The organism is Curtobacterium sp. MCJR17_043 (assembly GCF_003224315.2).
Taxonomy (GTDB): domain Bacteria; phylum Actinomycetota; class Actinomycetes; order Actinomycetales; family Microbacteriaceae; genus Curtobacterium.
The window spans coordinates 545,931-571,358 of record NZ_CP126259.1; the positions used below are offsets into that span (position 1 = coordinate 545,931).

At 68.3% G+C, this 25,428-nt stretch carries 23 protein-coding genes, 1 tRNA gene and 4 pseudogenes; 16 read left to right on the top strand and 12 right to left on the bottom strand.

What is annotated here, in order from left to right:
• The 7 genes and pseudogenes from DEJ15_RS02835 (at nt 1) to DEJ15_RS02865 (ending at nt 6,053) form a co-directional block, all read left to right on the top strand.
• Nucleotides 1-792: a PH domain-containing protein gene (locus tag DEJ15_RS02835; RefSeq protein WP_284175569.1), complete on the top strand. Its 792-nt coding sequence runs from the start codon at nt 1-3 to the stop codon at nt 790-792.
• Nucleotides 735-1,490 (top strand): annotated as a pseudogene (locus tag DEJ15_RS02840) (PH domain-containing protein); the annotation flags it as partial. The gene DEJ15_RS02835 and the pseudogene DEJ15_RS02840, both read left to right, overlap by 58 nt.
• Before the next feature lie 327 nt (nt 1,491-1,817).
• Nucleotides 1,818-2,510 carry a Rossmann-like and DUF2520 domain-containing protein gene (locus DEJ15_RS02845; RefSeq protein ID WP_110825805.1) on the top strand — a complete coding sequence of 231 codons (693 nt, stop codon included), beginning with the start codon at nt 1,818-1,820 and terminating at the stop codon, nt 2,508-2,510.
• 144 nt (nt 2,511-2,654) lie between these two features.
• Complete coding sequence (gene lysS / locus DEJ15_RS02850; protein WP_110825804.1) at nt 2,655-4,130, top strand: lysine--tRNA ligase; 1,476 nt, start codon at nt 2,655-2,657, stop codon at nt 4,128-4,130.
• Between the two features lie 77 nt (nt 4,131-4,207).
• On the top strand, nt 4,208-4,510 hold the full coding sequence (locus DEJ15_RS02855) for a hypothetical protein (protein WP_284175570.1): 303 nt from the start codon (nt 4,208-4,210) through the stop codon (nt 4,508-4,510).
• An 11-nt stretch (nt 4,511-4,521) separates the two neighbouring features.
• Nucleotides 4,522-4,653, top strand: a complete 132-nt coding sequence (locus DEJ15_RS02860; protein WP_258365850.1) for a hypothetical protein — start codon at nt 4,522-4,524, stop codon at nt 4,651-4,653.
• A gap of 347 nt (nt 4,654-5,000) precedes the next feature.
• A complete protein-coding gene (locus tag DEJ15_RS02865; protein WP_110825663.1) occupies nt 5,001-6,053 on the top strand; it encodes a sigma-70 family RNA polymerase sigma factor in 1,053 nt (350 codons plus the stop codon).
• Between the two features lie 179 nt (nt 6,054-6,232).
• On the opposite strand, the gene DEJ15_RS02870 is transcribed toward DEJ15_RS02865, so the two are convergent.
• Together DEJ15_RS02870 and DEJ15_RS02875 are read right to left on the bottom strand one after the other, a co-directional pair.
• Nucleotides 6,233-6,541, bottom strand: a complete 309-nt coding sequence (locus DEJ15_RS02870; RefSeq protein ID WP_284175571.1) for a hypothetical protein — start codon at nt 6,539-6,541, stop codon at nt 6,233-6,235.
• Nucleotides 6,501-7,166 (bottom strand): NAD(+)/NADH kinase, encoded by a 666-nt coding sequence (locus DEJ15_RS02875; protein ID WP_284175572.1) that lies wholly within the window; start codon nt 7,164-7,166, stop codon nt 6,501-6,503. The genes DEJ15_RS02870 and DEJ15_RS02875 overlap by 41 nt, the downstream gene beginning before the upstream one ends.
• Before the next feature lie 237 nt (nt 7,167-7,403).
• Between DEJ15_RS02875 and DEJ15_RS02880 the strand changes: the two are divergent.
• Nucleotides 7,404-9,851: pseudogene (locus tag DEJ15_RS02880) on the top strand (ATP-dependent Clp protease ATP-binding subunit); the annotation flags it as partial.
• Nucleotides 9,852-10,067: 216 nt separating this feature from the next.
• Here DEJ15_RS02880 and DEJ15_RS02885 read toward each other — a convergent pair.
• Nucleotides 10,068-10,521, bottom strand: a pseudogene (locus tag DEJ15_RS02885) (SRPBCC family protein).
• Between the two features lie 126 nt (nt 10,522-10,647).
• Between DEJ15_RS02885 and DEJ15_RS02890 the strand changes: the two are divergent.
• On the top strand, nt 10,648-11,190 hold the full coding sequence (locus tag DEJ15_RS02890; RefSeq protein WP_181419499.1) for an amino-acid N-acetyltransferase: 543 nt from the start codon (nt 10,648-10,650) through the stop codon (nt 11,188-11,190).
• A gap of 258 nt (nt 11,191-11,448) precedes the next feature.
• On the top strand, nt 11,449-12,084 hold the full coding sequence (locus tag DEJ15_RS02895) for a hypothetical protein (RefSeq protein WP_284175573.1): 636 nt from the start codon (nt 11,449-11,451) through the stop codon (nt 12,082-12,084).
• On the opposite strand, the gene cspE is transcribed toward DEJ15_RS02895, so the two are convergent.
• On the bottom strand, nt 12,074-12,280 hold the full coding sequence (gene cspE / locus DEJ15_RS02900) for a transcription antiterminator/RNA stability regulator CspE (RefSeq protein ID WP_065963953.1): 207 nt from the start codon (nt 12,278-12,280) through the stop codon (nt 12,074-12,076). The two genes, DEJ15_RS02895 and cspE, sit on opposite strands and share 11 nt — an antisense overlap.
• A gap of 122 nt (nt 12,281-12,402) precedes the next feature.
• The gene (locus DEJ15_RS02905) at nt 12,403-13,509 is read right to left on the bottom strand and encodes a fatty acid desaturase family protein (RefSeq protein ID WP_110825658.1); all 1,107 of its coding nucleotides are present in this window, start codon (nt 13,507-13,509) and stop codon (nt 12,403-12,405) included.
• A 194-nt stretch (nt 13,510-13,703) separates the two neighbouring features.
• On the opposite strand from DEJ15_RS02905, the gene DEJ15_RS02910 reads away from it, so the two are divergent.
• From DEJ15_RS02910 to DEJ15_RS02920, 3 genes are all read left to right on the top strand, one after another.
• Nucleotides 13,704-13,991 (top strand): hypothetical protein, encoded by a 288-nt coding sequence (locus tag DEJ15_RS02910; RefSeq protein ID WP_110825657.1) that lies wholly within the window; start codon nt 13,704-13,706, stop codon nt 13,989-13,991.
• Nucleotides 13,992-14,281: 290 nt separating this feature from the next.
• Nucleotides 14,282-14,419 (top strand): hypothetical protein, encoded by a 138-nt coding sequence (locus DEJ15_RS02915; protein ID WP_284175574.1) that lies wholly within the window; start codon nt 14,282-14,284, stop codon nt 14,417-14,419.
• Between the two features lie 46 nt (nt 14,420-14,465).
• Nucleotides 14,466-15,581 carry a VanZ family protein gene (locus DEJ15_RS02920; RefSeq protein WP_110825655.1) on the top strand — a complete coding sequence of 372 codons (1,116 nt, stop codon included), beginning with the start codon at nt 14,466-14,468 and terminating at the stop codon, nt 15,579-15,581.
• 22 nt (nt 15,582-15,603) lie between these two features.
• Here the strand turns inward: DEJ15_RS02920 and radA are convergent.
• Nucleotides 15,604-16,966 (bottom strand): annotated as a pseudogene (gene radA, locus DEJ15_RS02925) (DNA repair protein RadA).
• A gap of 9 nt (nt 16,967-16,975) precedes the next feature.
• Nucleotides 16,976-18,004 (bottom strand): SGNH/GDSL hydrolase family protein, encoded by a 1,029-nt coding sequence (locus DEJ15_RS02930; RefSeq protein WP_181419500.1) that lies wholly within the window; start codon nt 18,002-18,004, stop codon nt 16,976-16,978.
• Between the two features lie 142 nt (nt 18,005-18,146).
• Here DEJ15_RS02930 and DEJ15_RS02935 point away from each other — a divergent pair.
• Nucleotides 18,147-18,237: transfer RNA gene (locus DEJ15_RS02935), tRNA-Ser, on the top strand.
• A gap of 172 nt (nt 18,238-18,409) precedes the next feature.
• On the opposite strand, the gene DEJ15_RS02940 is transcribed toward DEJ15_RS02935, so the two are convergent.
• From DEJ15_RS02940 to DEJ15_RS02950, 3 genes are all read right to left on the bottom strand, one after another.
• The gene (locus DEJ15_RS02940; RefSeq protein ID WP_284175575.1) at nt 18,410-18,910 is read right to left on the bottom strand and encodes a hypothetical protein; all 501 of its coding nucleotides are present in this window, start codon (nt 18,908-18,910) and stop codon (nt 18,410-18,412) included.
• Nucleotides 18,911-19,620: 710 nt separating this feature from the next.
• Nucleotides 19,621-19,815, bottom strand: a complete 195-nt coding sequence (locus tag DEJ15_RS02945) for a hypothetical protein (protein ID WP_110825650.1) — start codon at nt 19,813-19,815, stop codon at nt 19,621-19,623.
• Nucleotides 19,816-19,954: 139 nt separating this feature from the next.
• Nucleotides 19,955-20,128 (bottom strand): hypothetical protein, encoded by a 174-nt coding sequence (locus DEJ15_RS02950; protein WP_284175576.1) that lies wholly within the window; start codon nt 20,126-20,128, stop codon nt 19,955-19,957.
• A gap of 780 nt (nt 20,129-20,908) precedes the next feature.
• On the opposite strand from DEJ15_RS02950, the gene DEJ15_RS02955 reads away from it, so the two are divergent.
• Both DEJ15_RS02955 and DEJ15_RS02960 read left to right on the top strand, forming a co-directional pair.
• A complete protein-coding gene (locus tag DEJ15_RS02955) occupies nt 20,909-21,505 on the top strand; it encodes a hypothetical protein (protein WP_284175577.1) in 597 nt (198 codons plus the stop codon).
• Between the two features lie 526 nt (nt 21,506-22,031).
• Nucleotides 22,032-22,328, top strand: a complete 297-nt coding sequence (locus DEJ15_RS02960; protein ID WP_146232836.1) for a helix-turn-helix domain-containing protein — start codon at nt 22,032-22,034, stop codon at nt 22,326-22,328.
• A 375-nt stretch (nt 22,329-22,703) separates the two neighbouring features.
• Here the strand turns inward: DEJ15_RS02960 and DEJ15_RS02965 are convergent, their stop codons facing one another.
• The gene (locus DEJ15_RS02965; RefSeq protein ID WP_110825801.1) at nt 22,704-23,642 is read right to left on the bottom strand and encodes a carbohydrate kinase family protein; all 939 of its coding nucleotides are present in this window, start codon (nt 23,640-23,642) and stop codon (nt 22,704-22,706) included.
• Nucleotides 23,642-24,931 carry an HAD family hydrolase gene (locus tag DEJ15_RS02970; RefSeq protein ID WP_284175578.1) on the bottom strand — a complete coding sequence of 430 codons (1,290 nt, stop codon included), beginning with the start codon at nt 24,929-24,931 and terminating at the stop codon, nt 23,642-23,644. The genes DEJ15_RS02965 and DEJ15_RS02970 overlap by 1 nt, the downstream gene beginning before the upstream one ends.
• Between the last annotated feature and the right edge of the window lie 497 nt (nt 24,932-25,428).

Consider the following 25,428-nt stretch of genomic DNA (forward strand, 5'->3'; position numbering starts at 1 on the left):
GTGACGTTCCGACCCGAGGCCCCGATTCCCGCGCCGCCCCGCAAGGGCGACGCGGCAGCGGCTGCGCCCCTCACCGACGGCGAGTGGCACCGCCTGCACCCGCTCACCCCGCTGCTCAAGGGCGGCATCTTCCTGGTCGTCATCCTCGGCTACGTCCTCAACAACCTGCGCGACCAGATCGTCGAGGTGTTCATCCCGGGCGAGGGCGGCCCGCAGGAGGACGGGGACCCCGTCCGCTACGTCTACGAACACGGCGTGGTCGGCTGGGTGCTGCTCGGGATCGCGGTCCTGTTGCTCGTGCTCATCGGGCTGTTCCACCTGTCCTGGCGCATGCACGAGTTCCGCGTCACGGGCGAGATCGTCGAGGTGCGCTCGGGCGTCGTGTTCCGCACGCACCGCAAGGCCCGGCTCGACCGCATCCAGGGCATCAACATCTCGCGGCCGCTCATCCCGCGGCTGTTCGGCACCGCCAAGCTCGAGGTGGCGCAGGCCGGCAACGACGCCAACGTGCAGCTCGCGTACCTGGGGGGCGAAGGCCGCGGACGACCTCCGGCAGCGCATCCTCGTCCTCGCCTCGGGCGCGAAGGACCCGGCACGCGACCCGCGGGCCGCTGCCGCCGCTGGCAGCGGGGTGTACGGGCGCGTGGGGGGAGTTCCTGGCGCCCGAGCTCGACCCCGAGGCCGTGCACGCGACCCGGGTCGTGCGGGTGCACCCCGGACGGCTCATCGCGTCGATGCTGCTCTCCGGCACGACGGTCGTCATCCTGCTGCTCGTCGTGGCGATCATCGTGAGCATCAGCCTGACCGGGCAGTACTTCCTGCTCGTGTCGCTGTTCCCGGCGGTCATCGGCGCGGGCGGCTATTACGTCCGCAAGTTCTCGAAGTCGCTCCGGTACACGATCGCGGAGACCCGGGACGGCATCCGGATCGGCTTCGGGCTGTTCTCCACCTCGAACGAGACGCTGCCGCCTGGTCGCATCCACGCCGTGAGCGTCGCCCAGCCGCTGCTCTGGCGCCCCTTCGGCTGGTGGGACATCCGCATCAACCGGGCGACGAACGCCGGCAACGGCGCGACGACGAACCAGCAGGCCTCGTCGATCGTGCTGCCCGTCGGCACCGCGGCCGACGTCCGTCAGGTGCTCGAGATCATCCTGCCGGAGCTCGTCGGCGCGGCGGTCGTCGGACCGGCGGCGTCGATGGAGCGGTTGCGCGAGGGGTCGGCCGAGGCCGTGGGTGTCGTCGACGACAGCCTCACGACGACGGGCGACCAGGGCGGTTTCGTCCACTCGCCCCGTCGCGGCCGGTGGCTGCGCCCGTTCTCCGCGTCGCGCAACGGCTACCGCTTCGTGCCCGGAGCCGTGCTGCTCCGGCTCGGTGCCGTCTGGCGCTCGCTCGTCGTGGTCCCGCTGCCGCGCGTGCAGAGCGTCAAGGTGACGCAGGGACCGCTCGAGCGCGCGCTGCGCGTCGCGTCGGTGCACGTGCACACGGTCTCCGGTCCGGTGTCCGCCCGCGTCGGGGCGCTCGACGCCGGTGACGCGCAGCGGCTCTGGTCCGGCACGACCGAGCGCGCGGTCGAGGCGGCGGCCGCCGACACCTCGCACCGCTGGCGGGACGGCCAGGAGGCCCACCCCACCGCCGACACGTCGGCGCACGGTCCCGAGGTGGCCGGATCGCACGCGCCCGGATCGCACGCGCCCGGGCCGCACGTGACCGAGCCGGACGGCGGGGGGCCAGGCCGTCGGCGGACCGGCACCCGCGTGGCTGACGCAGGACGGGCCTCCCGGCTGGCACACCGTCCCGTGGCCGGGAGCCCTGCGATGAGGGCCGGGCGTCTCGGTGTCGGCATCATCGGCGCCGGACGGGTCGGCCCCGTGCTCGGAGCCGCCCTGGCGAACGCCGAGCACGCCGTCGTCGGGATCACCGCCGTCTCCGAAGCCGGACGCGACCGCGCCGAGGCGATGCTCCCCGGGGCGCCGGTGCTCGGCACGCCGGAGCTCGTCGAGCGCAGCGAACTCGTGCTCCTCGCCGTGCCGGACGATCAGCTGCCGTCACTCGTGCAGGGTCTGGCGGACGCGGGCATCTGGCAGCCGGGTCAGCTCGTGGTGCACACCAGCCCGGACCACGGGGTCGACGTCCTCGCCCCGGCGATGCGCGCCGGGGCGATCCCGCTCGCGATCCACCCCGCGATGGCGTTCACCGGGACCAGCGTGGACCTCGCCCGGCTCCGGGACGCGTACTGCGCCGTGACCGCGCCGGCGCCGGTGCTCCCCATCGCGCAGGCCCTCGTCGTGGAGATGGGTGCCGAGCCGTTCGTCGTCGCCGAGCGGGACCGACCCGCGTACGCCGACGGGGTGCGCGCGGCGGTGAGCTTCTCGACGGCGATCATCGACCAGTCCGTCGGCGCGCTGGCGGGCATCGGCGTGGAACACCCCGGGCGGGTGCTCGGCGCGCTCGTGCGCTCGGCCGTCGACAACGCGCTGACCGCGGCCGACGGGCAGTCGACGCTCTGAGGGACGGCGGGGGGGAGCGCAGCCGGGCGGGTAGCATCGACGCGATCCCCCACGACCTCCGGAGCCGCACCAGCATGACCGACGAGACCGCCCCCCGCACGCACCGACACCGCGGCCGAGACCGCGGTCGCCGACGCCGCCGCACTGGCCGAGCAGGAGACGAGCGAGCAGCGTCAGGTCCGACTCGACAAGCGCGCGCGACTCCTGGCGTCCGGAGTCGACGCCTACCCGGCCGAGCTGCCGATCACGACGACGATCCCGGCCGTCCGCGAGCAGTACGCGCACCTGGAGACCGGCGAGGAGACCCAGGACGTGGTCGGCGTCGCCGGGCGCGTCGTGTTCTCCCGGAACACCGGCAAGCTCTGCTTCGCCACACTGCAGGCGGGTGACGGCTCCCGAATCCAGGCGATGGTCTCCCTGGCCGAGGTCGGCGACGAGTCGTTGGCCCGCTGGAAGGAGTTCGTCGACCTCGGGGACCACGTGTTCGTGCACGGCCGCGTCATCTCCTCGCGTCGTGGCGAGCTGAGCATCATGGTCGACGAGTGGGCGATCGCGGCGAAGGCGATCCTGCCACTGCCGAACCTGCACAACGAGCTGAACGAGGAGACCCGGGTCCGGCAGCGGTACCTCGACCTCATCGTGCGCGAGGACGCGCGGAAGACCGTGCGGGCCCGCGCCGCCGTGATGTCGTCGCTCCGCCAGACCTTCACGTCGCACGAGTACCTCGAGGTCGAGACCCCGATGCTGCAGACCCAGCACGGCGGCGCCTCGGCCCGACCCTTCGTCACGCACTCGAACGCCTTCGACACCGAGCTGTACCTGCGCATCGCGCCCGAGCTGTTCCTCAAGCGTGCGGTCGTCGGCGGCATCGACCGGGTGTTCGAGATCAACCGCAACTTCCGGAACGAGGGCGCCGACTCGTCGCACTCGCCGGAGTTCGCGATGGTCGAGGCGTACCAGGCGTACGGCGACTACGAGCAGATGGCCGACCTGACCCAGGAGCTCGTGCAGAACGCCGCTCGTGCGGTCACGGGCGGACCGCTCGTCGTGACGCTGCCCGACGGCACCGAGTACGACCTCGGTGGTGAGTGGGCGCGCATGGACATGTACGGCTCGCTGTCCGAGGCCGCCGGTCGGGAGATCACCCCGGAGACCCCGCTGTCCGAGCTGCAGGCGCTCGCCGAGGCCGAGGGCGTCGAGGTCGCGCACGCCACCCACGGCAAGTACGTCGAGGAGCTCTGGGAGCACTTCAACTCGGACGCGCTGTACGCGCCGACGTTCGTGATGAACTTCCCGGTCGACACCTCGCCGCTGACCCGGCAGCACCGGACCCGTCCGGGCGTCGTCGAGAAGTGGGACCTCTACGTCCGCGGGTTCGAACTCGCGACGGCCTACTCCGAGCTCGTCGACCCGGTCGTGCAGCGGGAGCGCTTCGTCGAGCAGGCCCGACTGGCCGCGGGCGGTGACCCGGAGGCGATGCGCGTCGACGAGGAGTTCCTCCGTGCGCTCGAGCACGCGATGCCGCCGTCGGGCGGCATGGGCATGGGTGTCGACCGGCTGCTCATGGCCGTCACCGGCCTCGGCATCCGCGAGACCATCCTCTTCCCGCTGGTGAAGTAGGCCCGACCCCGCGGAGGAGGCCCGGTCTGCGTCGGACGCAGGCCGGACCTCCCGACCGGGCGGGGTACCATGAACGCGTGCCGAATGGACTCGTGAGTGGGATCGTCTTCGCCCTGACCCCGACCGTCCTGCTCGGGCTCATCTTCTGGTTCATCATGCGCGCGATCATCCGCGCCGACCGCACCGAGCGCACCGCCTACGCGAAGATCGAGGCGGAGGAGCGCGCCCGCTTCGAGCGCGAGCGCGGCACCGCCTCCGCGGCCCCCCACGAGCGCCGAGTAGTCCCGACCGACTCGGCGGAGTCGCTCGGTCCCCGCACGGCACCGGCCGGTGTCCTGCCGGTCACCCGTCGTTCACGCCGTCGTCGCCGTGCGGTGTGAGCATCGTCGGCATGTCCATCCTGCAGCCCTCCGCATCCCGCAGCCTCGTCGGCGACATCGAGAGCGAGTACGACGAGTTCGACCGCGACGCCGACCTCGAGGTCTCGAAGGCCAGGGACGGGTGGCTCGAACCGTCCTGGTGACACCGCCGCGACATCCTCTTCGGGGTACGTCGACCGGATCCCCCCGATCCGGCACGACGTACCCCGTTCCCGTTGTCCGGATGGCGTTGCACCCCGGGGTACAGGTGTCCCCCCCTCGGCGCTCAGCGGGAGTTTCACCCGTGTGATTCCGCGCCGATCGGCGTCGTGGCGGGGATCGAGGGCGGGACCACGGGGCCGGGACGGAGCACCGCCCGGTTGTCCCCCCGGTCATGAACCACGGAGATCCCTGGGAATCGATCCAGCGGGTTTGTGGGGTACAGCCCCCCGACCGCCAAACTCGGTCTCAGCCCACGAAGGACCATCCGTCACAGGCAGGGAGAGTCACCATGGCGATCGCAACGGCCGCACCCAGCACCACCTCGCGCCGCACCAAGAAGGCAGCGACCAAGACCACCTCCGCCGAGGTCACCACCCTCGACACCGTCGCCGAGGTCGAGGCCGACGAGCAGCTCGCCGGCGTCCGCGGCGCATCGGTCGACCAGGTCGGCGACTACCTCCGCCACATCGGCCGGCTCGCCCTCCTCACCGCCGAGGAAGAGGCGGACATCGCCCGCCGCATCGAGGTCGGCCTGTTCGCCGAGGAGAAGCTGCACAACGAGCCGGGTCTCGAGAAGTCCCTCGAGCGTGAGCTGCGCTGGCTCGTCCGCGACGGTGAGCGCGCCAAGGAGCGGATGATCACCTCGAACCTCCGCCTGGTCGTGAGCATCGCGAAGCGCTACTCGCAGCGCGGCCTGCCGTTCATGGACGTCATCCAGGAGGGCAACCTCGGGCTGGTCCGTGCGGTCGAGAAGTTCGACTTCACGCAGGGCTACAAGTTCTCGACCTACGCCACCTGGTGGATCCGCCAGGCGATCTCGCGTGGTCTCGCCGACAAGGCACGCACGATCCGCATCCCGGTGCACACGGTCGAGCTGATCAACAAGATCTCGCGCACCGAGCGCGACCTGACCGTCGACCTCGGCCGCGCGCCGATGCCCGACGAGGTCGCCGCCGAGCTGAGCATGAGCGTCGAGGAACTCGTCGACCTCAAGGGCCGCTCGCACGAGCCGGTCTCGATCCACACCGTCGTCGGTGACTCCGACGACAGCGAACTCGGTGACTTCATCGAGGACGAGGACGCCGCGAGCCCGAACGAGCTCACCGAGACGACGCTCCTGCACCGCGACATCCGCTCCATCGTCGCCGAGCTGCCGAGCGACGAGGCCAACGTCATCCGCATGCGCTACGGCCTGGACGACGACAAGCCGATGACGCTCGACGAGATCTCGAAGATCGTGCACACGACCCGTCAGGCCGTGAGCCGTGTCGAGTCGCGCGCCAAGCTGCGCCTGTTCGCCAAGGCGGTCTCGCAGGACATGCAGCTGTACCTGACCGAGTAGGTCAGCAGACTCCGGTCGGCCCGTACGGGTCGGCCAGGGGGATCCGGGTCGGTCCGTGGGAAGACGATCCGTGGGGTGATGGGATGAGGCCCGTCCGGTGCGAACCGGACGGGCCTTCCGTCGTCCCCGGGACGCGCGACCGGGACGCGCCGGGGACGGGCCGGGAGGCGCGGACCGCGTCAGTCCTCGGTCTCGCGTCGCAGCTTCTGCCGCAGGTCGTGCGGGATGAGCTCGATGAGCTGGTCCGGCCGCAGCGGCAGGTCCAGGAGGCCGAGCTTGAGCCGTCCGGTCCGACCGTGCCGTTCCGCGTCGAGCCGAACCACGCTGCCGGCGTCCTTGCGCAGCCGCACCTCGAGCTGCGCGCCGGTCGCGACCTCGCCGACGACCAACCCGTCGACCTCGAGCGCCGCGCTGCGGGTGCCCTCGGCGATGTCGAACCGGTAGCGCTCACGGGCGGCGAGCACCACCGAGCGGTCGATCCCCGCCATCGGGGCCACCGGCGTGACGACGGAGCCCGACAGTGCGGGGGGACAGGACCGGGCCGCCCGCGGCGTAGTTGTAGGCGGTGGACCCGGCGGGCGTCGCCGCGACGACGGCGTCCGCGCGGTAGTACCCGTACATGAGCCCGCCGACGCTGAGGTCCGCGGACACCTGACCGGCACCGGGGCGGCGGACGATCGTGATGTCGTTGAACGCCAGGTAGTCGGTCCGGGCACCACCCCAGGAGAGCCGGGCCTCGAGGGCGTGGTGCGGTTCGAGCTGGTACTGCCCGGCCGAGAGCCGTTCGAGCGCGGCCTCGAGCTCGGGCGGCTCGATCTCCACCAGGAACCCGACGTTGCCGTAGTTGACGCCGAGCACCGGCACGGGCCGACGGGCGACGAGCCGCATCGCGCCCAGCATCGTGCCGTCCCCACCGAGCGCGACGACGAGGTCGACCCGGTCGGTGAACTCGTCGTCGTCCACGACGTCGATGTCGCTCCGGAGCCGAGCGGCGTCGATGCTCCGCGCCATGAGCCGGCCCGCGCCGGACGCGTTCCAGCGGTCCAGGATGTCGACGGACTCCTGGACGTTCTTCGACGGGTGGACGACGAGGCCGACGACGGGCTGCTCCATGGTGCGGATCGTACCCGGCGGCGGTCCGGAATCGTCGGGCGGGCCTGCCTGCGGGACCCGTCCGCGGGAGCCGGGGCGGGCCTCCCGGCAGGGCCGGTGCGCCGCACGCACCGAGGTCACGCCCACGGCGAACAGGGGCAGCCCTGACGGGGAGCGCTGGTTAGTCTCGATGTACGTGACCGGACTCACACGAGTCCGGCTGTCGGCCCCCGTCCCAGCGGGGCCAAGGGAGAGCACATGTTCGAGAGATTCACCGACCGGGCCCGTCGTGTTGTCGTCCTCGCTCAAGAAGAAGCGAAGATGCTCAACCACAACTACATCGGTACGGAGCACATCCTCCTCGGCCTCATCCACGAGGGCGAGGGCGTCGCCGCCAAGGCGCTGGAGTCGCTCGGTATCTCGCTCGACGCCGTGCGCGAGCAGGTGCAGGACATCATCGGGCAGGGCCAGCAGCAGCCGACCGGGCACATCCCGTTCACGCCGCGCGCCAAGAAGGTCCTCGAGCTGTCCCTGCGCGAGGCGCTGCAGCTCGGCCACAACTACATCGGGACCGAGCACATCCTGCTCGGCCTCATCCGCGAGGGCGAGGGTGTCGCCGCCCAGGTCCTCGTCAAGCTCGGCGCCGACCTGAACCGGGTCCGCCAGCAGGTCATCCAGCTCCTGTCCGGCTACCAGGGCAAGGAAGCGGTCGCCGTCGGCGGCGAGCAGCAGCAGAACGGCCAGCAGCAGGGTTCGCAGGTCCTCGACCAGTTCGGTCGGAACCTCACCCAGGCCGCGCGCGACGGCAAGCTCGACCCGGTCATCGGGCGCGAGAAGGAGATGGAGCGGGTCATGCAGATCCTCTCCCGCCGCTCCAAGAACAACCCCGTCCTGATCGGCGAGCCGGGTGTCGGCAAGACCGCCGTCGTCGAGGGCCTCGCCCAGGCGATCGTCAAGGGCGACGTGCCCGAGACGCTGAAGGACAAGCAGCTGTACTCGCTCGACCTCGGGTCGCTCATCGCCGGGTCCCGCTACCGCGGTGACTTCGAGGAGCGCCTGAAGAAGGTCACGAAGGAGATCCGCACCCGCGGCGACATCATCGTCTTCATCGACGAGATCCACACCCTCGTGGGTGCCGGTGCCGCCGAGGGCGCGATCGACGCCGCGTCGATCCTCAAGCCGCTCCTCGCCCGCGGTGAGCTCCAGACCATCGGTGCCACCACGCTCGACGAGTACCGCAAGCACTTCGAGAAGGACGCCGCACTCGAGCGTCGCTTCCAGTCGGTGCAGGTCAACGAGCCGTCGCTGCCGCACACGATCAACATCCTCAAGGGCCTCCGCGACAAGTACGAGGCGTTCCACAAGGTGTCCATCACCGACGGGGCGATCGTCTCCGCGGCGAACCTGGCGGACCGCTACGTGCAGGACCGCTTCCTTCCGGACAAGGCCATCGACCTGATCGACGAGGCCGGCGCCCGCCTGCGCCTGTCGATCCTGTCGGCACCGCCGGAGCTCCGCGAGTTCGACGAGAAGATCTCGACGGTCCGCGGCCAGAAGGAAGCCGCCATCGAGGAGCAGGACTTCGAGAAGGCCGCGAGCCTGCGCGACGAGGAGAAGAAGCTCCTCGGCGAGCGTCTCCGCCTCGAGAAGCAGTGGCGTGCGGGTGACGTCGCCGCATCCGGCACCGTCGACGAGGGCATCATCGCCGAGGTCCTGGCGCAGGCCACGGGCATCCCGGTGTTCAAGCTCACGGAAGAGGAGACCTCGCGTCTCGTCTTCATGGAGAAGGCACTGCACCAGCGCGTCATCGGTCAGGAGGAGGCCATCTCGGCACTCTCCAAGACCATCCGCCGCACCCGTGCCGGCCTGAAGGACCCGAACCGCCCCTCGGGCTCGTTCATCTTCGCCGGCCCCACGGGCGTCGGGAAGACCGAGCTCGCCAAGGCGCTCGCGGAGTTCCTGTTCGACGACGAGGGCGCGCTCATCTCCCTCGACATGTCGGAGTTCGGCGAGAAGCACACCGTCTCGCGCCTGTTCGGTGCCCCTCCCGGGTTCGTCGGGTTCGAGGAGGGCGGCCAGCTCACCGAGAAGGTGCGCCGCAAGCCGTTCTCGGTGGTCCTGTTCGACGAGATCGAGAAGGCCCACCCGGACATCTTCAACTCGCTGCTGCAGGTCCTCGAAGAGGGTCGTCTGACCGACGGTCAGGGCCGCGTGGTCGACTTCAAGAACACCGTCATCATCATGACCACGAACCTCGGTTCGCAGGGCATCGCCGGTGGTCCGGTGGGCTTCCAGGTCGAGGGTGACTCGGCCGTCGGCTACGACCGCATGCGCTCGAAGGTGAACGAGGAGCTCAAGAAGCACTTCAAGCCCGAGTTCCTGAACCGCGTCGACGACACGATCGTGTTCCCGCAGCTCTCGCAGTCCGAGCTGCTGCAGATCGTGGACCTGTTCGTGAAGCGCCTGTCGGACCGTCTGCTCGACCGCGACATGACCGTCGAGCTCACGCTCCCGGCCAAGGAGCAGCTCATCAAGGTCGGGTTCGACCCCGCCCTCGGTGCACGACCGCTGCGCCGCGCGATGCAGCACGAGGTCGAGGACCAGCTGTCCGAGCACATCCTGCAGGGTGAGCTCACCGCTGGTGACCACGTGAAGGTCGACTTCGCGGACGGTGCGTTCCAGTTCGAGACCGGGCGTCAGCCGGGTCGCGAAGAGGTCCTCGCCGGCGCCCCCCTCGCTCGAGAAGGCGCCCGAGGCGCCGACCGGCGAGGTCGAGGGCTAGTCAGCCCAGGCACGTCACAGACGGGAGGCCCGGTACCAGCTGGTACCGGGCCTCCCGTCCGTGTGGGAGCAGAGTCCGGACATGACAGGAGGCGCGGTACCGAGCGGTACCGCGCCTCCTGTCAGCGCTGCGGGTGCGTCCTACGCCTGGACGTCACCGCGCCAGCCGTCGGCCGTGGGGGGCCGCCTCGACGCGCTCCTTGTAGTTCTGCAGGTCCTTCTTGACGGCGTGGCCGCCGACGCCGACCGCGGATCCGAGCTTCTCGAGGATGCCCGAGGGCTCCCAGTCGATCTGCACGGTGACGCGGGTCTCGGCGTCCGAGAGCTTGTGGAAGGTGACGACACCGGCGTGCTCGGTCTCGCCGTCCTTGACGGTCCACGCGACGCGCTCGTCCGGGTGCTGCTCGGTGATGAGGGCGCGGAACGAACGCTCCTGGCCGGCGACCTTGACGGTCCAGTCGGTGGTGGTGTCGTCGACCTGGACGATCTTCTCGACCTCGTCCAGGAACGTGGGGAACTCCTCGAAGCGGGTCCACTGGTCGTAAGCCGCACGCACGGGGACGTTGACGTCGACGGTCTCGATGATCTGGGGCATTGGTGCTCCTCCTGCTCGTCGTACTGGTGTACCTGGGACGGTAGGCCGGTGCGGCTGTGGGACGTCCCGGTGTGTGTCCCCCCGATGACGCGCCCCGATCGTCGCCCGCGCCGTAGGCTGTGGCGGATGACTGAGCACGGACGGCATGCGTTCTCCGAACGGGACGAGCACGGGATCCTGGTGCGCCCCGCGTTGGCGTCCGACGTCCCGCACATCCAGCGGCTCATCGCGCCGTACGTCGACCGGCGGATCCTGCTCGGCAAGGAGAACGTCGTCCTGTACGGCTCGATCCAGCAGTTCCGGATCGCCGAGGGACCGGACGGCGTGCCGATCGGCTGCGGAGCCCTCGCGGTGTTCTGGGACGACATCGCCGAGGTCCGCACACTCGCGCTCGACCAGGACTGGATCCACAAGCGGGTCGGCCACCGCATGCTCGAAGCGCTCGAACACGACGCCCGGGAGCTCGGCATCGCGCGGATCTTCTGTCTGACCTTCGAGGTCGACTTCTTCGCGAAGCACGGGTACCTCGAGATCGGCGAGACCGTCGTCCCGCCCGAGGTGTACGCCGAACTCGTCCGCTCGTCGGACGAAGGGGTAGCGGAGTTCCTCGACCTCGCCCGGGTCAAGCCGAACACCCTCGGCAACACCCGCATGCTGAAGATCCTCTGACGGCTCCGCCCCTGCCTCGGCGGGGGGTCCCCGACACGTGCCGTGCAGGTGTCTACCCTGCGCGCATGTCGTCGATCCGCCACCCCGTCGGTCCCGAGCGCCCCGGGGTCTACTGGCGCCGCCGCGCCCTCGTGCTCGGGGTGGTCCTGCTCGTCGTGGTCGTCGTCGTCCTCATCGTCGTCGGACGGGGGGAACGGGGCTCCCGGTGCGGGGCCGACCGCATCCCCGTCCGCGTCGTCCGCCGCCCCTGGCGCGGGCGTGACGCCGGCCGCTGGAGCGCCGTCCGCCCCGTCGTCGTCGGCTGCGGCGTCGTCCGCTCCGGCGTCGTCCGCTCCGGCGCGGAAGGACGGAGCGGCGTGCGCCGAGGACCAGATCACGCTGACGCCCGTCGTCGACGAGCGCGTCTACGCGGCCACCGACGACCCGCAGATCGCCATGACCATCGAGAACACCGGGTCGAACTCCTGCCACATGGACCTCGGGTCCGCGCAGCAGGTGCTCACCATCACGTCCGGCACCGAGCAGTACTGGACGTCGAAGGACTGCCAGACCGGTGGGACGAACCAGGACGTCACGCTCAAGGCCGGTCAGGAGCTCACGACGCCGGCGATCACCTGGGACCGCACCCGGTCGTCGGCCACGACGTGCGACGCCGCACGGGCGGCCGTGCCGGCGGGCGGGGCCAGCTACCACCTGCAGGTCACGGTGGGGGGAGATCGAGTCGGCGGAGTCGGTGCAGTTCGTGCTGGAGTGACGCAGCCGGTCGTCGCACGCTGGTGGGTGCCGGGCGTCGGTGGGACGACGAAGCGCCGGGCGTCGGTGGGACGACGAAGCGCCGGGCCGGAGGATTGCTCCTCCGACCCGGCGCTCACGATGACCGAGGTCAGCCGATGACGGTGATGTTCTCCGCCTGCGGGCCCTTGCGGCCTTCGGTGATCTCGAATTCGACCTTCTGGTTCTCCTCGAGCGACTTGTAGCCGTTGCCACCGATCGCGGAGAAGTGGGCGAAGACGTCAGCGCTGCCGTCGTCCGGCGCAATGAAGCCGAAGCCCTTTTCGTTGTTGAACCACTTGACAGTTCCAGTTGCCATTTCGGCGTTCCTTACTTTCTTACGTGCGCGGCGAGAGAATTCCACCACCGCGGGTTTCGACGACGTTGCCATCGAGTTGTGTGCGGCACCCGGCATCGAGCGGGGCGACGGAGATCAGAGGTTCAGTGCAATCGGTAGGCACTGACCATCGGGCAGGTGAACGGGTCGCGCGCTGCGAGACCGACCCGGTTGAGGTACCGGACGACGATCCCGTAGGAGCGGAAGATCGTGGTCTCCGTGTACGGGACCCCGTGCTGTTCGCAGTGCTCACGCACGAGGGCCTTCGCACGACGCAGGTTGGGCCGCGCCATGCTCGGGAACAGGTGGTGCTCCGCCTGGTGGTTGAGGCCACCGAGCAGGTGGTCCACCCACACGCCACCAGTGATGTTACGGGAAGTCCGGACCTGGCGCGAGAAGAAATCGATCTTGGCACCTTCGGCGATGACCGGCATGCCCTTGTGGTTGGGTGCGAACGACCCGCCCATCATCACGCCGAAGACCGCCATCTGGACGCCGAGGAAGGCGAACCCGATGCCGAGTGGCATCACGGCGAACACGAACCAGGCCAGCAGGGCGAAGCGCGCGAGGAGCAGGACGGCCTCGAACCGGCGCTCCTGCGGGGTGCCCTTCGCCGCCTTGCCGGTGACGACCGCGCGGATCGAGAGCCAGTGCAGGTTGGCGCCCTCGAGGGTCAGGAGCGGGAAGAACGCCCAGCCCTGGACCATCGCGAGGCGGCGGAGGAGTCCGCGACGCTCGACGGCGTCCTCCTCGATGAACACGACGCCGTCCGGCGCGATGTCCGGGTCCTTGCCGATGGTGTTCGGGTTGCCGTGGTGGCGGTTGTGCTTGTTCATCCACCACGAGTAGGACAGGCCGACGACGAAGACGCCGAGCCAGCGACCCGCGTGGTCGTTCCACTTGCGCGAGGCGAAGATCTGGCGGTGCGCGGCCTCGTGCGAGAGGAACGCGAACTGCGTGAAGAGGACACCGAGCACCGCGGCCGGGATGAGCTGGAACCAGGAGGCCCCGAGCATGACGGACACGACGAAGGTCGCGGCGGTGAGGACGGTCAGGACACTGAAGACGGCCCAGTAGAAGCCGACACGGCGTTCCAGCAGGCCTTCGGTGCGGACCCGCTCGAGCAGGTCCTTGTACGTCGACGTCGGTGTCGGCGCTCCCGGGGTCCGGGCGGTGGTCGGTCGGTAGAGGGTGGGCGATGGTGCCGGCATGGAAGCTGCTTCCCCATCAGGAACAGCCCTTCGGCCGTACAACGAGAGTTCCCGCGATTGCGATTGCTCCGAAGCTAGTGGCGTTGGCTGAGTTCTCACCCCGAGGGGTGGCCTGAGTGCGCCTACAGGATCATCGCGGGCTGGACTCCGATCATCGCGGCGTAACGTCACGACCATCGACGAAGGGCTGGGCCATGAAGTACCTCATCTACGGGGTCGCCTCGGTCATGACGAGCGACGAGGCGGCGTACGCCGTACTGGACTACGCGACGGCGCTCGCGCAGTCCGGACTCGCGGACCGGGTGGACGTCCCGTCGGTCGACGACTACGGCATGGCCGCCACGTCGAGCTTCGTCCTCGCGCCGGCGATCGGTGTGCTGGTCCAGTCAGCACCGGACGACGAGCTGGCACCGGAGACCGACGCCTTCACCGCCGACCTGCGGTGCCGCACCCACGCCGTCCAGGCGGGTCGCGCCTCCTGAGCGGACGCCCCGCGGGCAGCGTCGGGCTGCTTGACTAGGGGTGATGGCACAGAAGGAACAGCGCTTCCGGAGCGAACAGCTCGAGGAGGCCCTCGCGAAGCAGGACGTGGCCGCGGTCGCGTACGCCCTGCGCAACGACATCGTGATCGTCCCGCGGCTCGTCACCGGGAAGAAGGACATGCAGGTCCGGGTGTTCGGCCGGGAAGGGTCGGACAAGCGCATCCTGCTGCTGTTCTCGTCGGCGGACGCCTACACCGCGATGGTGCCGGGGGGAGAAGCTCCGGCAGGTCATGGTCTACGACGCCGAGCGGCTCGAGGAGTTCCTGGCCGCGCACCTCGACTCCCTCGAAGGCGTGTTCTTCGACATCGCCGGTCCGCACACCATGCAGGCCGAACCCGCCGACCTGCTCGCGGCACTGCGCGCGTAACGACCGGTCCCGTACCGGACCCGGTCCCTCCGGATAGCGTCGGTCCATGGGATCGATCGTGCCCGGCGTCATCGCCTTCGCCCTCGGCACCGTGCTCGCCGTCGCCGGGCTGGTCCCGTGGGCCGCGCGCGAGTACCGGCGACACGGGAAGCTCGGCGTCCGACGCGGCCTGCTCGCGTTCGGGACGCTCGTCTACGCGCTCGCGCTCGTGACCTACACGCTCCTCCCGCTGCCAGACGACATCGCCGCCGTCTGCCGTGCCGATCCCCAGCCGCAGCTCCGGCCGTTCACCTTCGTCGGTGACATCGCCCGCGAGGGCGGCATCACCGGCCCGCGGTCCCTGCTCGGGAACCCCGCCGTGGCGCAGGTGCTCCTCAATGTGCTGCTGTTCGTCCCGCTCGGTGCGCTCGTCCGGCACGCGGTGCTCCGCCGCCGACTCGTCGTGGGCCTCCTCGTCGGCGGTGCCGCGGGCTTCGTGCTGTCGCTGCTCATCGAGTTCACGCAGCTCACCGGCGACTGGTTCCTGTACCCGTGCGCCTACCGTTTGTTCGACGTCGACGACCTCATCGCGAACACCGCGGGCGCCCTGCTCGGCACGCTCTTCGCACCCGTCGTCGGCTTGCTCGCCGGATCGGCGCGGACGACGGAGGAGGCCCGGGTGCCGCGACCGGTCACGGCCGGCCGGCGGTTCTTCGGCATCCTCGCCGACGTCCTGGCCATCTGGTTCACGACGGGCCTGCTCACGTCGGTCACCTCGGTCGGCCTCGCGCTGCTCGGGGTGCCGGACGGCGGGCCGCTCGCCGTCGGTCTCGGCATCGTCGCCGCCGTCACCGCGCCCGCGCTGCAGCTCGTCATCGTCCTGGTGTCGGGGCGGACCTTCGGTGAGCACGTCGTGCGGCTCCGACCGGTGCCCGTCCCGGGAGGCGCGGCTCGGCTGGTGCGGTGGGCGCTCGGCTCCGGCGGGTGGTCGGCGCTCACCGCCAGCGGGCTGCCGTTCTCCGGCTTGATCGCGTTCGCGCTCGCGGTGGCAGCGGTCATCGGCGTGTGGGCGACGCGGGACCGGCGTGGGTTCGCCTCCGCCGTCGCGGGCACCGGGATCGAGGACGACGTGGACACCGAGGTGCCCGCCGCCGAAGTGGTCGCCGGCGACCAGCGACCGTGACGGCGTCGGTTCTCTCGCGCGGTCAGAAGGCGGCGTCGAGCTCGCGTTCCCGCGGGGACTTCGTCATCGAGAACGCGACCCGCAGGGCTTCCCGGAGGTGTTCCGCGTCGGCTCCGAGGACCGTCGTGAAGCCGAGTCGTCCAGCCTCTGCCACGCGCTGTTTCGCGCCGGTCGCCGTCCGGATCTCGCCGGCGAGGCTGATCTCGCCCACGGCAGCGAGCGTGTGCGGGTACGGGCGGTCACGGGCCGCACTCGCGAGCGCCAATACGATGGCGAGGTCGGCGCCGGGTTCGGTGAGCTTCATACCGCCGACGGTCGAGACGTAGACGTCGGCGTCCGAGAGCTTGATGCCGGCTCGTCGTTCCAGCACCGCGAGGAGCATGGCCACACGGGATGCGTCCACCCCGTTCACGACGCGACGCGGCTGCGGTGCCGAACTGGGGACCACGAGGGCCTGGATCTCGACCGGCAGCGCCCGCCGTCCCTCCATCGCCACCGTGATGCACGTGCCGGACACCGGGGCGCCGTTGCGGGACATGAAGAGGCCGCTTGGGTCGGGTACCTCGTGGATGCCGTCGCCCGCCATGTCGAAGCAGCCGACCTCGTCCGTCGGTCCGAAGCGGTTCTTCAGAGCCCGGACGAACCGGAGTGCGGTCTGGCGGTCACCCTCGAACTGGCAGACCACATCGACGAGGTGTTCGAGCAGACGGGGTCCGGCGATCGTGCCGTCCTTCGTGACGTGACCCACGATGAGCACCGGGAGCGCCGCCTGCTTCGCCACCCGGATGAGCGTGGAGGCCACCTCGCGCACCTGCGACGTCCCACCGGCGATGCCGTCGACGGACGCTGACGAGATCGTCTGCACCGAGTCGGCGATGAGCAGGTCCGGCTGCACCTGTTCGATCTGGCCGAGGATGACGCCGAGGTCGACCTCGCTCGCGAGGAACAGTTCGTCGTGCATGGCGCCGGTGCGTTCCGCGCGGAGGCGCACCTGGTCGACGGACTCCTCCGCACTGACGTAGAGGACGCGTTTGCCCATCGAGGCCGCACGGGACGCGACCTCGAGCAGGAGCGTGGACTTGCCGACCCCGGGCTCGCCGCTCAGCAGGACCGCGGCTCCGGGGACGATCCCGCCGCCGAGCACCCGGTCGAACTCGCCGATGCCGGTCTGCCAGCGCTGCACGGTACCGCCGCGGGCTTCCGTGATCGGCCGGGCGATGCGGCTGCCGGTGACGGCGATCGACGCTGTCCCGCGGGTGCTGGCGGTCGCAGCCGACGCGTCCTCCACCGTCCCCCCACGACTGGCACTCGCCACAGCGACCGACCCACTTGATGCTGGTCCACCCGCACTCCGTGCAGCGGAACGAGGACTGGGGACGGGCCATGGGACGAGGTTAGGCGGCTCCGCCGACATCGGTCCGGTCGGCTCGGCAGACATCGGTCGGTTCGTCGGCTCGGTCGTCGGATCCCTCGTCATCGCGGTCGCCGCTGGCGTGCGGACCCGGCAGCGGGACCGAGCCGGTGACACGCTGACGCAGGCGGTCGAGTGGATTCGGTCGGTTCGCCGTGTCGAGCGCCGCGGCGTCGTCGGTGTCCTGCTCTGCACGGGCGTGCGCGACGTCGCCGGCCTGGCTCCCGAGCTCCTCGGCTTCCCGCGCGGAGAGGTACCGACGGATGGCGGCCACTGTGTCCACCCGTGCGTCGACCGCCGGTTCGAAGGCGCTCGCCCAGATCTCGTACCCGCGGTCGTTCGGGTGGAACAGGTCGCCGTACGTGTTGAAGAAGGTGCGCCGGATGCCGACACGCTTCGTGATCGCGTGCAGCGGTGCCACGGTCAGACCGAGCTCACCCGCGACCCGGTGGATGATCTCGTTCGCGACCGCGACCTTGCGCTCCCGGTCCGGCACGAACATGCACGGGAGTTCCCCGACGATCGCGTGCGACGGCACGGCTCCGTAGATCGCTCGGATGTTCCGCTCGAACTTGTCCGGGTGGAAGTCCGCGATGTCGTTGGCTCCGATGGACACCGTGCAGACGTCCGGGCTGTACTGGTGCAGCTTCGGGAGCTGGTGCTGCTTCGCCCCCCACGTCGTCGCACCGGACACGCTGAGGTTCACGACCCGCACCGTCAACCGCGAACGGTGTCGGATGCGACGAGCGAGCAGGCCGACGTACCCGCGACCCGGGGCCGTCGCGCCGACCCCCTGCGCCGCGGAGTCGCCGATCGCCACGTAGGTGAGCTGGCCGTCGTGGTGCAGGCGTTCGCGCCACCAGTCCGCGTGCACGGGGAGCATGTCGACGATCCGCTGGGACGCTGCCCGTTGCCCGCGGATGCCTGCCCGTGCGCCGATGCCGGCGGCTCCGCTGACGACGGCCGCGCCGACGACGGAGGACAGCAGGGCGACGAGGGTGCGCGTTCTCATGGCGGAGACGGTACGCGCGGTGCCTCGGTCTACGGCCACGGTCGTGGCGGCTTGGGGAGGAGAAGGCGGACTCAGCCGCATGTGGAGGGGGAGGTGCACGGGGTGTCGTCACGGGCCTCCCGGATCGTGTAAACTCTTTCCCGGTACCGTGTCCGAGCGGCCTAAGGAGCATGTCTCGAAAACATGTGTGGGGGGCGACTCCACCGTGGGTTCAAATCCCACCGGTACCGCCACAGGGCCGTTTGTGTTTCTGACCTCAACGGTTTGCGAAACTCAGCCCAAAAGAAGAACCCCCGGCTCCGGCCGGGGGTTCTTCTCGTTCTCAGGGGTGTTCTGGCGGACGATCGCGGCCGTCAGTGGGCCATTCCGGTCTTGTCCTGCCGTCAGAGGGCTGCGCGCTCGAGTTTACGGGCGCGCCAAAGCACCTCGGACGCCTCTGGAGCGTTTCTGGGCGGTGAAGCGTCCGGGGTGCTGGTGGTGCTTGTTCGGTTCGGAGCGGCGTGCCGGTTTACGTCCGCTGGGGGGGGGATGAGCTTTACGGGGGTCGGGGTTGGCCTTGCAGTTCGAGCGGTTGAGCCGGTCACGTCGGCGAGGCAGCAGTTCGTGCTTCTGCTTGCGGCGCTGTGGTGCTCGTCCTTCTTGGGTGCGCTTGTCGAGGATGTAGAGCTGGTGCTCGAACTCGATGATGCGTTTCATGTTCGCGGCGACCATGAGAAGCGCGAAGGCGAACTGCTGTCCGGCCATACCGCGCATGGGGCGGTGGGAGGACTTGTCGAGTTCGATGTCGTCCTTGACGGTGTCGTTGAGGCTCTCCACGGTGTTCCGGCCAACCCGGTACGTGCGCCACCACTCCTTGCTGTGCCAGCGAAGCTTCTGCCGGTTCTTGACGTTGTCGCTCGCCTTCACCGTGATGGTGTTCTGCAGCAGACCCGGTTCTCGGCCGCGAGCTGCGGCATGTCCCGCTCGTAGATTCGCGGCCGGTCCGCTTCTTCAGACGGCTTTGCTTTGGAGCAGTTCACGCAGGGGGGCAGTCGACCGTCGATGACGGTCCCAATGCGGGTCAGACGAACCTCATCTTCGAACCGTCTTTCACGCGGTCGTGCAGGTGCAGCTCGTAGTCCTCGCGCTAAAGGACCTCTTTCCGGTGCAGCTCTCCGGTGATGGTGCCTTCGTCGAAGTGCTTCCCAGTCGCGAGCAGATGCTTCGCAGTTCCGGCGCAGAAGAAACGGTCGCCAGCGAAGGGGGGCGACGCCGACGCCGTTGCTGATACCGAGTCGCGAGCCGTGCTTGCCGGCGAGGGGCTGGTGGAACTGCTCCATTGTGAGCTGGCTGTAGCCGGCGTCGAAGACGAGTCGGGTGATGTCGTATCCGCTGTCGAGGAGCGAGTCGACGAGGGCGATGCTGTGCTCGCCGGTGCTTGTTGGGCGTGCCGGGGCTCGCAGCGCGGATGAGCGGCGGCGGAGCGCCTTCCTTGTCCGCGTAGGGGTCTTCGTGGACGTCCATGATGATGTTCGCCATGAACACCATCTCCCAATCGGAGGCTTTGATGTGCCTCCTTCTTCTGCGGCATCGCGGTTCTTTCGGCTCTTCTTATGTGGGAAGAGGTCTGCTTCGAGTTAGAGAACGGGTTTGTCGACTTCCTTGCCGGTGTACTCGTTCTGCATCGGCAGCTCTTGCTTGGTGTAGCTGTCGTCGATGTGTGCTTTGCGCCCGCCAGGGGCTGCGCCGGAAGCAGCGCGGTCCTCGGCTCGCCACCGTTGGATGCGCGAAATCACCTTCGACATGTGCACCCGGCTGAGCCACGTCAGCACCAGGTCCGCGTCGATGAGGGACCGAGCGCCGGCACCTGCTGCACTTCCCTGTCCGTGACTGAGTCGCCGGTGGCCTGGCGCAGCGGGGGCAGGCTCGCGGCGACCTGCGTGTCCCACATGTTTCCGGAGTCATAGGCGCTCATCGGAAGTCACCTACGCCGATGGTGGCGGAGGGGTCATTGTGGCCGAGGCCGCGGACCTGCGACATGTTCGTCTCGTGCGTGATGATTGAGTCGTCCCGCGCTGGCGTGCGGAGCGCCGTCTCGTACTGGCCAAAGACGTCGAAGGAGGCTGCGTCGAGGTAGCGCTGCAACGAACTGAGTCCTCCCCCCGGCGACAGACAAGACGACGGGGAGAGGGAGGTGGCTGATGATATCCATCAGCAACGCTGCTCATGGGACTCTGCGTCGTCGGCGGGAGTGCCTTCGATCCGCGCATAAGGTCGACGCCATCGTGTGTGGCGAGCCAGGCGTCAACGAGCGGCACGGTCAGTTTGCCGCGTCGGACGCGTGGCGGACCCGCTGACGGATGCGGCCACGGGCTGCGACCTCGTATTCGTCCGCCATCGCCCAGACGTGGATTTTCGCGAGCTCATTCGGGTCGTTGTGTGTCCTCGACGAGGCAGACGTGGACGCAGTGCGGGAGCTGCGACCGAAGACCTTCCAGTCTCCGCGGGCAGAGAAGTACGCTATCTTGAGCGAATGTCAGTAGCAGGGGGGCGGGGCGCCGCTTAGTGCGCACCGAGTGCAGTATCGGGTCGGGCACGGTGGGTTCCATGCCACTACTGTCGCGCAACTGGGGGGTGAGTCCGCTGACCTACATCTACGACGTCGGTGCGGCGCCGCGTGTGGGCAAACTTGAATCAGCCATTCGTGACTTGGCGAAGGACCTAGTTGATCGAGGCGTGGCGCGCATTGACTTTATCTTCGTATCACATCTCGACGAAGATCATGTGAATAGGTTGCAGTTTCTTGCGAGGGAGATGAGTCGGTCAACGATATCGGTCGGGAGGCTTGTCATACCCTGGCTCGGACCCGTATCGAGGCTCTTCGGCATGCTCCGACAATCTCATCGAGCAGGGAACGCTGCGAGCATGAGCCTCCTGCAATCTGACGCAAGCATCGCTGCGTTCGCGGCAAACCTCGGATTCGCGGAAGTTCTCTTGGTGCAAGACGGCCTCAACGCAGCCGACCCGGACGTTGCTGTTGACCTTGCCCAGCAGGTAGACGCCGACGGAGCGGTTGTTGCCGCACCAGTACGAACGATCGCCTCGGGAACAGATCTCACTCCGGCAGGTATGCCGTGGATGCTGCTCGTCACACAACTCACGGTTCCGAAGAAGACCTTGAAAGAGGTGGCGAAGCGGATCAAATCGAAACTGAAGCTCGACGTCAGCCTGGAAGCGGCCCGCCAGAGCGTGGTCCGGTCGCACGCCCATCGACGCGCTGCTCGCGCCATCATGGAAGAGGTTGCGCATGCTCACGGGATCCCGCGCGGTCGAACGACCATTACCAACTGGTCATCAATAAGCCTGTACAGCGGATCTACAAAGCCTCCTGCCAAACACCCTTTTGTTCCGTCGAATCCAGGACACTTCGCACATTCATGCACAGATGGATGGGTCCACACGGGGGGATTTGCCGCTCAATGTCGGTCTTGTCTGGCATGCATTCGCGGCGGAATGGCATAAGTGGTTGCCGTCGCCCGTTCGGACGTGCGTGGTGACGGCTCCTCACCACGGATCAATGAACGGCCACAACATAGCGCTGTTCAACCTGTTCAATCCGGATCATGCGGTGTTCACATACGGACTCGAGAAGGGTTCGACAAGAATCAGGCCGCGGTGGGCAAAGAAGGTTGACCCGACGGGCGCCCTTCATGAGGTGAAAGCCCAGACCGCCGCTCAAGTGTGGGAACTATCGAACTGACGAAGCGTTCTGCGCAACGAGCGTAGGCACCCACCACGAGTCGTTGTTCTGCACTGCGCAGACACGTCGGATGTCCATGCCATCGAGGCGCGTTGCAGCCGACGCTGGGCTGCTGCGGCGACGTAAGCGCCGGCGATCAATCCGGCCGCGACCAGGACGGTCACCAAGTGGGGAAGAGCTGCCTCCATCACGTTCGACTCCTTACGCTGACCTTCCAGATGAAGGGTGCTCACAGCAGGAAGAGACCGGCCCGTTGAGGGATACCTGCCCCAACGACAGAATGACCGCATGCCGCGACCCCGACCCGAACCAGCCCGCCACGACACCCAGCAGCAGCTCGGCTGGGAAGTCAGGCTGCGCGATGAGGCGCTCGGGCTGAGCGTCGAGGCCGTTGCCGCCGCAGTCGGCAGAGACCACCGCGTCGTCCGGGCACTCGAAGACGGAAGAGAGCTGCCATCAGAAAGCCTCTGCGCGGAAAGACTCATCGCAAGCCGTTACAACGGAGTGGTCGTGGAGAAGGGGCTCGACCGGTACTACCGGTCGTTCCCCGTCCTGACCGCAGCGCCCGACGCCGGCCCACTCTGACGCCTCGACGTTCATCTCAGAGACGATCTACGACGGCCAACTGATGGCCACAGGAGAGCCGTCTTTGCTTCCTCGAGCTGCGAGAGGCAACAACGCAGACCGGCGAGTTCACCTTCTTGACATGGCGTTGCAGCGGTAGCGATGCGCAGCTGTGCAATGAACTGTCGGTGAGCACGCAAGTCCTGGAGGAGGACGTCTGCTGCCGCGAGCAACAGACGAGCGAGGTCGGCGTCCGAGGCGTTCGAGAAGTCGTAGTGCGGCGATGGTCGGTGCGTTCGATGAGCAATGCAGCTTGTGCGGTGTTAGCCGTGTGGGGACCGATGCGCGGTGGGGTCCACCGGGCTGAGATGCACGCCGGGGTGGCGGGCCGGTCGGTTATCCGAGGGACATTTGCGCGTTCGTGCGCCGTTCTGAGAGCATCCGCGGGCATCCGAACGCCTCGAAATCGCCGGCGATATGTGTTGCCGGCTCCGGCCGTACTCCCTCCCAACCGCAAGCGTCGGCTCCGAGCCGCTGCCCTGCGACCAACGCCCTTTCCCAGTCCGGTTCACCTCCTGAGGTGAACAGAGCATCGATGATGCCAGCGGATGTCCAATCGCCGGCTCCAGCGGAGTCAACAAGAGCTGTTACCGGATGACCCGGAACGTCGGTCCACACGCCGTCGATACGGATTCGTGCGCCAGCCGGTCCGAGGGTCTCAATCAGGGTCGTCAGGTCCGTCGGCAGCCGCTCAGCGAAGGCAGGGGCGCGCTCGGCGCTGTACTTCACGACGTCAGACACGTCGACCGCCCGGTCGAAAAGCGCAGGCCGACCCAGTCCGGCCGGTTCGAAGAAGACCAGCGACCCAGCTTCCTTCCACCGACGAGCAAGTTCGATGGTGAAAAGGCTGACTCTGTCGAAGAAGAAGACGTCGGGAGCGGGCAACTGCTCAACCACCGCCGTAGCGTATGCCACCTCTGACGGCCGGTGCTTGGCGAACCTGGCGCCGCACGCTGGACACGCGAAGCGCCACGCGTGGTCATCGCGGCGGCGTTCCTGCACGACGATGGGGGTCTTCCACTGGTCAAAAAGCCGCAGCGAATGCGTTCCTACCCCGTCGGCTTCCAGCGATTCCGCAAGGAAGAGTCCAGCTGGGTCGGTGCCGATGGTTCCTGCCACTTCGGAGTGCCATCCAAGGCGCGCGAGGATTGCGGCCACGTTCACCGCCGTGCCGCCCGGAGAGGCGCAGACGCTTCCGTTGATCATCACGTCGACGGCGGCGAAGCCGCTGGTCACGACGGTGTGGGACGTTGCCGGCAACTCGGAGTAGCTCATCACGTCCCATTCTTCACCTTCGGAGGGACCAGTCTTGTCACCCCGTTAGAAGTGTGCAGCATTCCGACGACATCGAGGAGAGCATCTGGTCCACGCTGGCCAGACCGGCCAAGCGGCCAGCAACGATCCAGCGCAGGCGAGCACCGGTCGACGCTGACACTCAGCTTTGTTGCCGTGAGTAACGCGAAGTCGTTACCGCCGGGCGCGCCTTGATCGCCGACGGCCAGCGCGGCTCCGGATCGCTGTTGTAGTTTCCGAAGGAACGGTGCCTTACCGCTGTCAGCTGCAACAACATCAACACTGTGGCCGCTAGATACGACCTGTACGGGCGCGTCGAGGAGCTCAACGACAGAGTTCACAATGCTCCGCGCAGCGGCGACGGACGCGCCGTTCCCGGCGGGCTCGACGCCGACCTGCTGGTGCCCTTGCCGGACGACGATGGCGCCGAGTTCAACAAATGCAGCGAGGGAAGCACAGACTTCTTGAACCCACGCGGATTCATCTTTTGGCGGGGTCAGCGGCGCGTCGAGCGCCTGCTCCCAAGCGCCGTTGTGTAACCCGAGCTGAACTTGCGAGCGGAGATGCTCCGGCACCCACGCTTGAAGCGCCGTGTAGAGGCTGCTCCCACGGCCAGAAGCGAACGCAAGCTGAAGGCCGTTCTGTAGGAGTTGCAGAAGGGCGTCCCGGATTTCTGCCCGGGGCAACTCGTACCGAGCCGTGGTGTCCACGCACGTGCCGTCGTAGTCCAAGACGATCGTCGTGAACCGCTGGCGCCCTACCCACAGTCGCCACCGGTCGTACGCTACCCGCACTAGCGGTAGCGCGTCGGACGACGTTGTGCCGATGGCACGTGCCTTCCGCGTGACGGGATTGTCCTCCGGGGTCGGGAACAACCGTTTGAACGGAAGATGGTAGAGCTCGCGCCCAAATGCGGGAACCGGCGGCTTGCTGAGCGCCAAATTCTGCGCAGCGGCGCGCAGCGTCGGCGTCTGCATTGCGGCGGCGAGTAGCTGCAGTGATCCGGCAACGCCTGGTGTAGTCGTTCGAATTCGGACGATCCGGATGGCGCTCGGGACGGTGCGGAGCGTGCGCTCAGCGATCGCTTCGACTTCCGGAGTGATCAGCGCTAGCACTGCGGCGTGCGATGCGCGCCGCTGCAATCCCACATGCCTTCCATGTGCGAAGTTGCGGTAGTCGGCAAGCTCTACCGGAGCCAAACCGAGTTCTTCGTATCTGATCTGGATGTCTAACGCCGCCGGGTAACCCCCGGAGCCGTAGAGGACGACCAACGGCCCTTCAGAAGTCAGTTCTGGCAGGGCGGGAAGGCTTAATGTGGGGGGGAAGGGTGCTTTCGTAGGCGCGTGCGACCACGGTACTCATCGACAGCACGCTCCCGGTGGCAAGGAACCCGTCCTTGGGTCGGGCGGTCGGTACAGTGATTACGTGCACCCGAAAGCTGTTGAAAGGGGCAGCGAGCTCCGATGGTGAGCGTGTTGTCAACAGAACGACATGAAGGCCATGAGCGAGAGCGTGACTGACCGCCATTGATGAGTCCGGGTGACGTGCGCGCGCCGAGAACACCACGGCAATTGAATCAGTTGGTAATGCTCGGCGCTCGATGAACGCGAGCGGGGGAGACGACTTCCGCTGATGCGCCGTTGTCGGAATGTAGCTTCGCTGCGATGGCTGCTGCGGGCGCGGCGCCTCCGGACGCGATCATGTAGGCATGCCGCGACGACATTAGTCGGCGCAACGTTTTGTCGACTGTCACTGCAGCTGCGAGGCG

Bases quoted from the DNA above. Each gene is read 5' to 3' on its own strand.
- DEJ15_RS02845 (WP_110825805.1), top strand. From the start codon at position 1,818: ATGAGGGCCGGGCGTCTCGGTGTCGGCATCATCGGCGCCGGACGGGTC.
- DEJ15_RS02860 (WP_258365850.1), top strand. From the start codon at position 4,522: ATGTCCATCCTGCAGCCCTCCGCATCCCGCAGCCTCGTCGGCGACATC.
- DEJ15_RS02865 (WP_110825663.1), top strand. From the start codon at position 5,001: ATGGCGATCGCAACGGCCGCACCCAGCACCACCTCGCGCCGCACCAAG.
- DEJ15_RS02870 (WP_284175571.1), bottom strand. From the start codon at position 6,541: ATGGCGGGGATCGACCGCTCGGTGGTGCTCGCCGCCCGTGAGCGCTAC.
- DEJ15_RS02875 (WP_284175572.1), bottom strand. From the start codon at position 7,166: ATGGAGCAGCCCGTCGTCGGCCTCGTCGTCCACCCGTCGAAGAACGTC.
- DEJ15_RS02890 (WP_181419499.1), top strand. From the start codon at position 10,648: ATGACTGAGCACGGACGGCATGCGTTCTCCGAACGGGACGAGCACGGG.
- cspE (WP_065963953.1), bottom strand. From the start codon at position 12,280: ATGGCAACTGGAACTGTCAAGTGGTTCAACAACGAAAAGGGCTTCGGC.
- DEJ15_RS02905 (WP_110825658.1), bottom strand. From the start codon at position 13,509: ATGCCGGCACCATCGCCCACCCTCTACCGACCGACCACCGCCCGGACC.
- DEJ15_RS02910 (WP_110825657.1), top strand. From the start codon at position 13,704: ATGAAGTACCTCATCTACGGGGTCGCCTCGGTCATGACGAGCGACGAG.
- DEJ15_RS02915 (WP_284175574.1), top strand. From the start codon at position 14,282: ATGGTCTACGACGCCGAGCGGCTCGAGGAGTTCCTGGCCGCGCACCTC.
- DEJ15_RS02920 (WP_110825655.1), top strand. From the start codon at position 14,466: ATGGGATCGATCGTGCCCGGCGTCATCGCCTTCGCCCTCGGCACCGTG.
- DEJ15_RS02930 (WP_181419500.1), bottom strand. From the start codon at position 18,004: ATGAGAACGCGCACCCTCGTCGCCCTGCTGTCCTCCGTCGTCGGCGCG.
- DEJ15_RS02955 (WP_284175577.1), top strand. From the start codon at position 20,909: ATGAGCCTCCTGCAATCTGACGCAAGCATCGCTGCGTTCGCGGCAAAC.
- DEJ15_RS02960 (WP_146232836.1), top strand. From the start codon at position 22,032: ATGCCGCGACCCCGACCCGAACCAGCCCGCCACGACACCCAGCAGCAG.
- DEJ15_RS02965 (WP_110825801.1), bottom strand. From the start codon at position 23,642: ATGAGCTACTCCGAGTTGCCGGCAACGTCCCACACCGTCGTGACCAGC.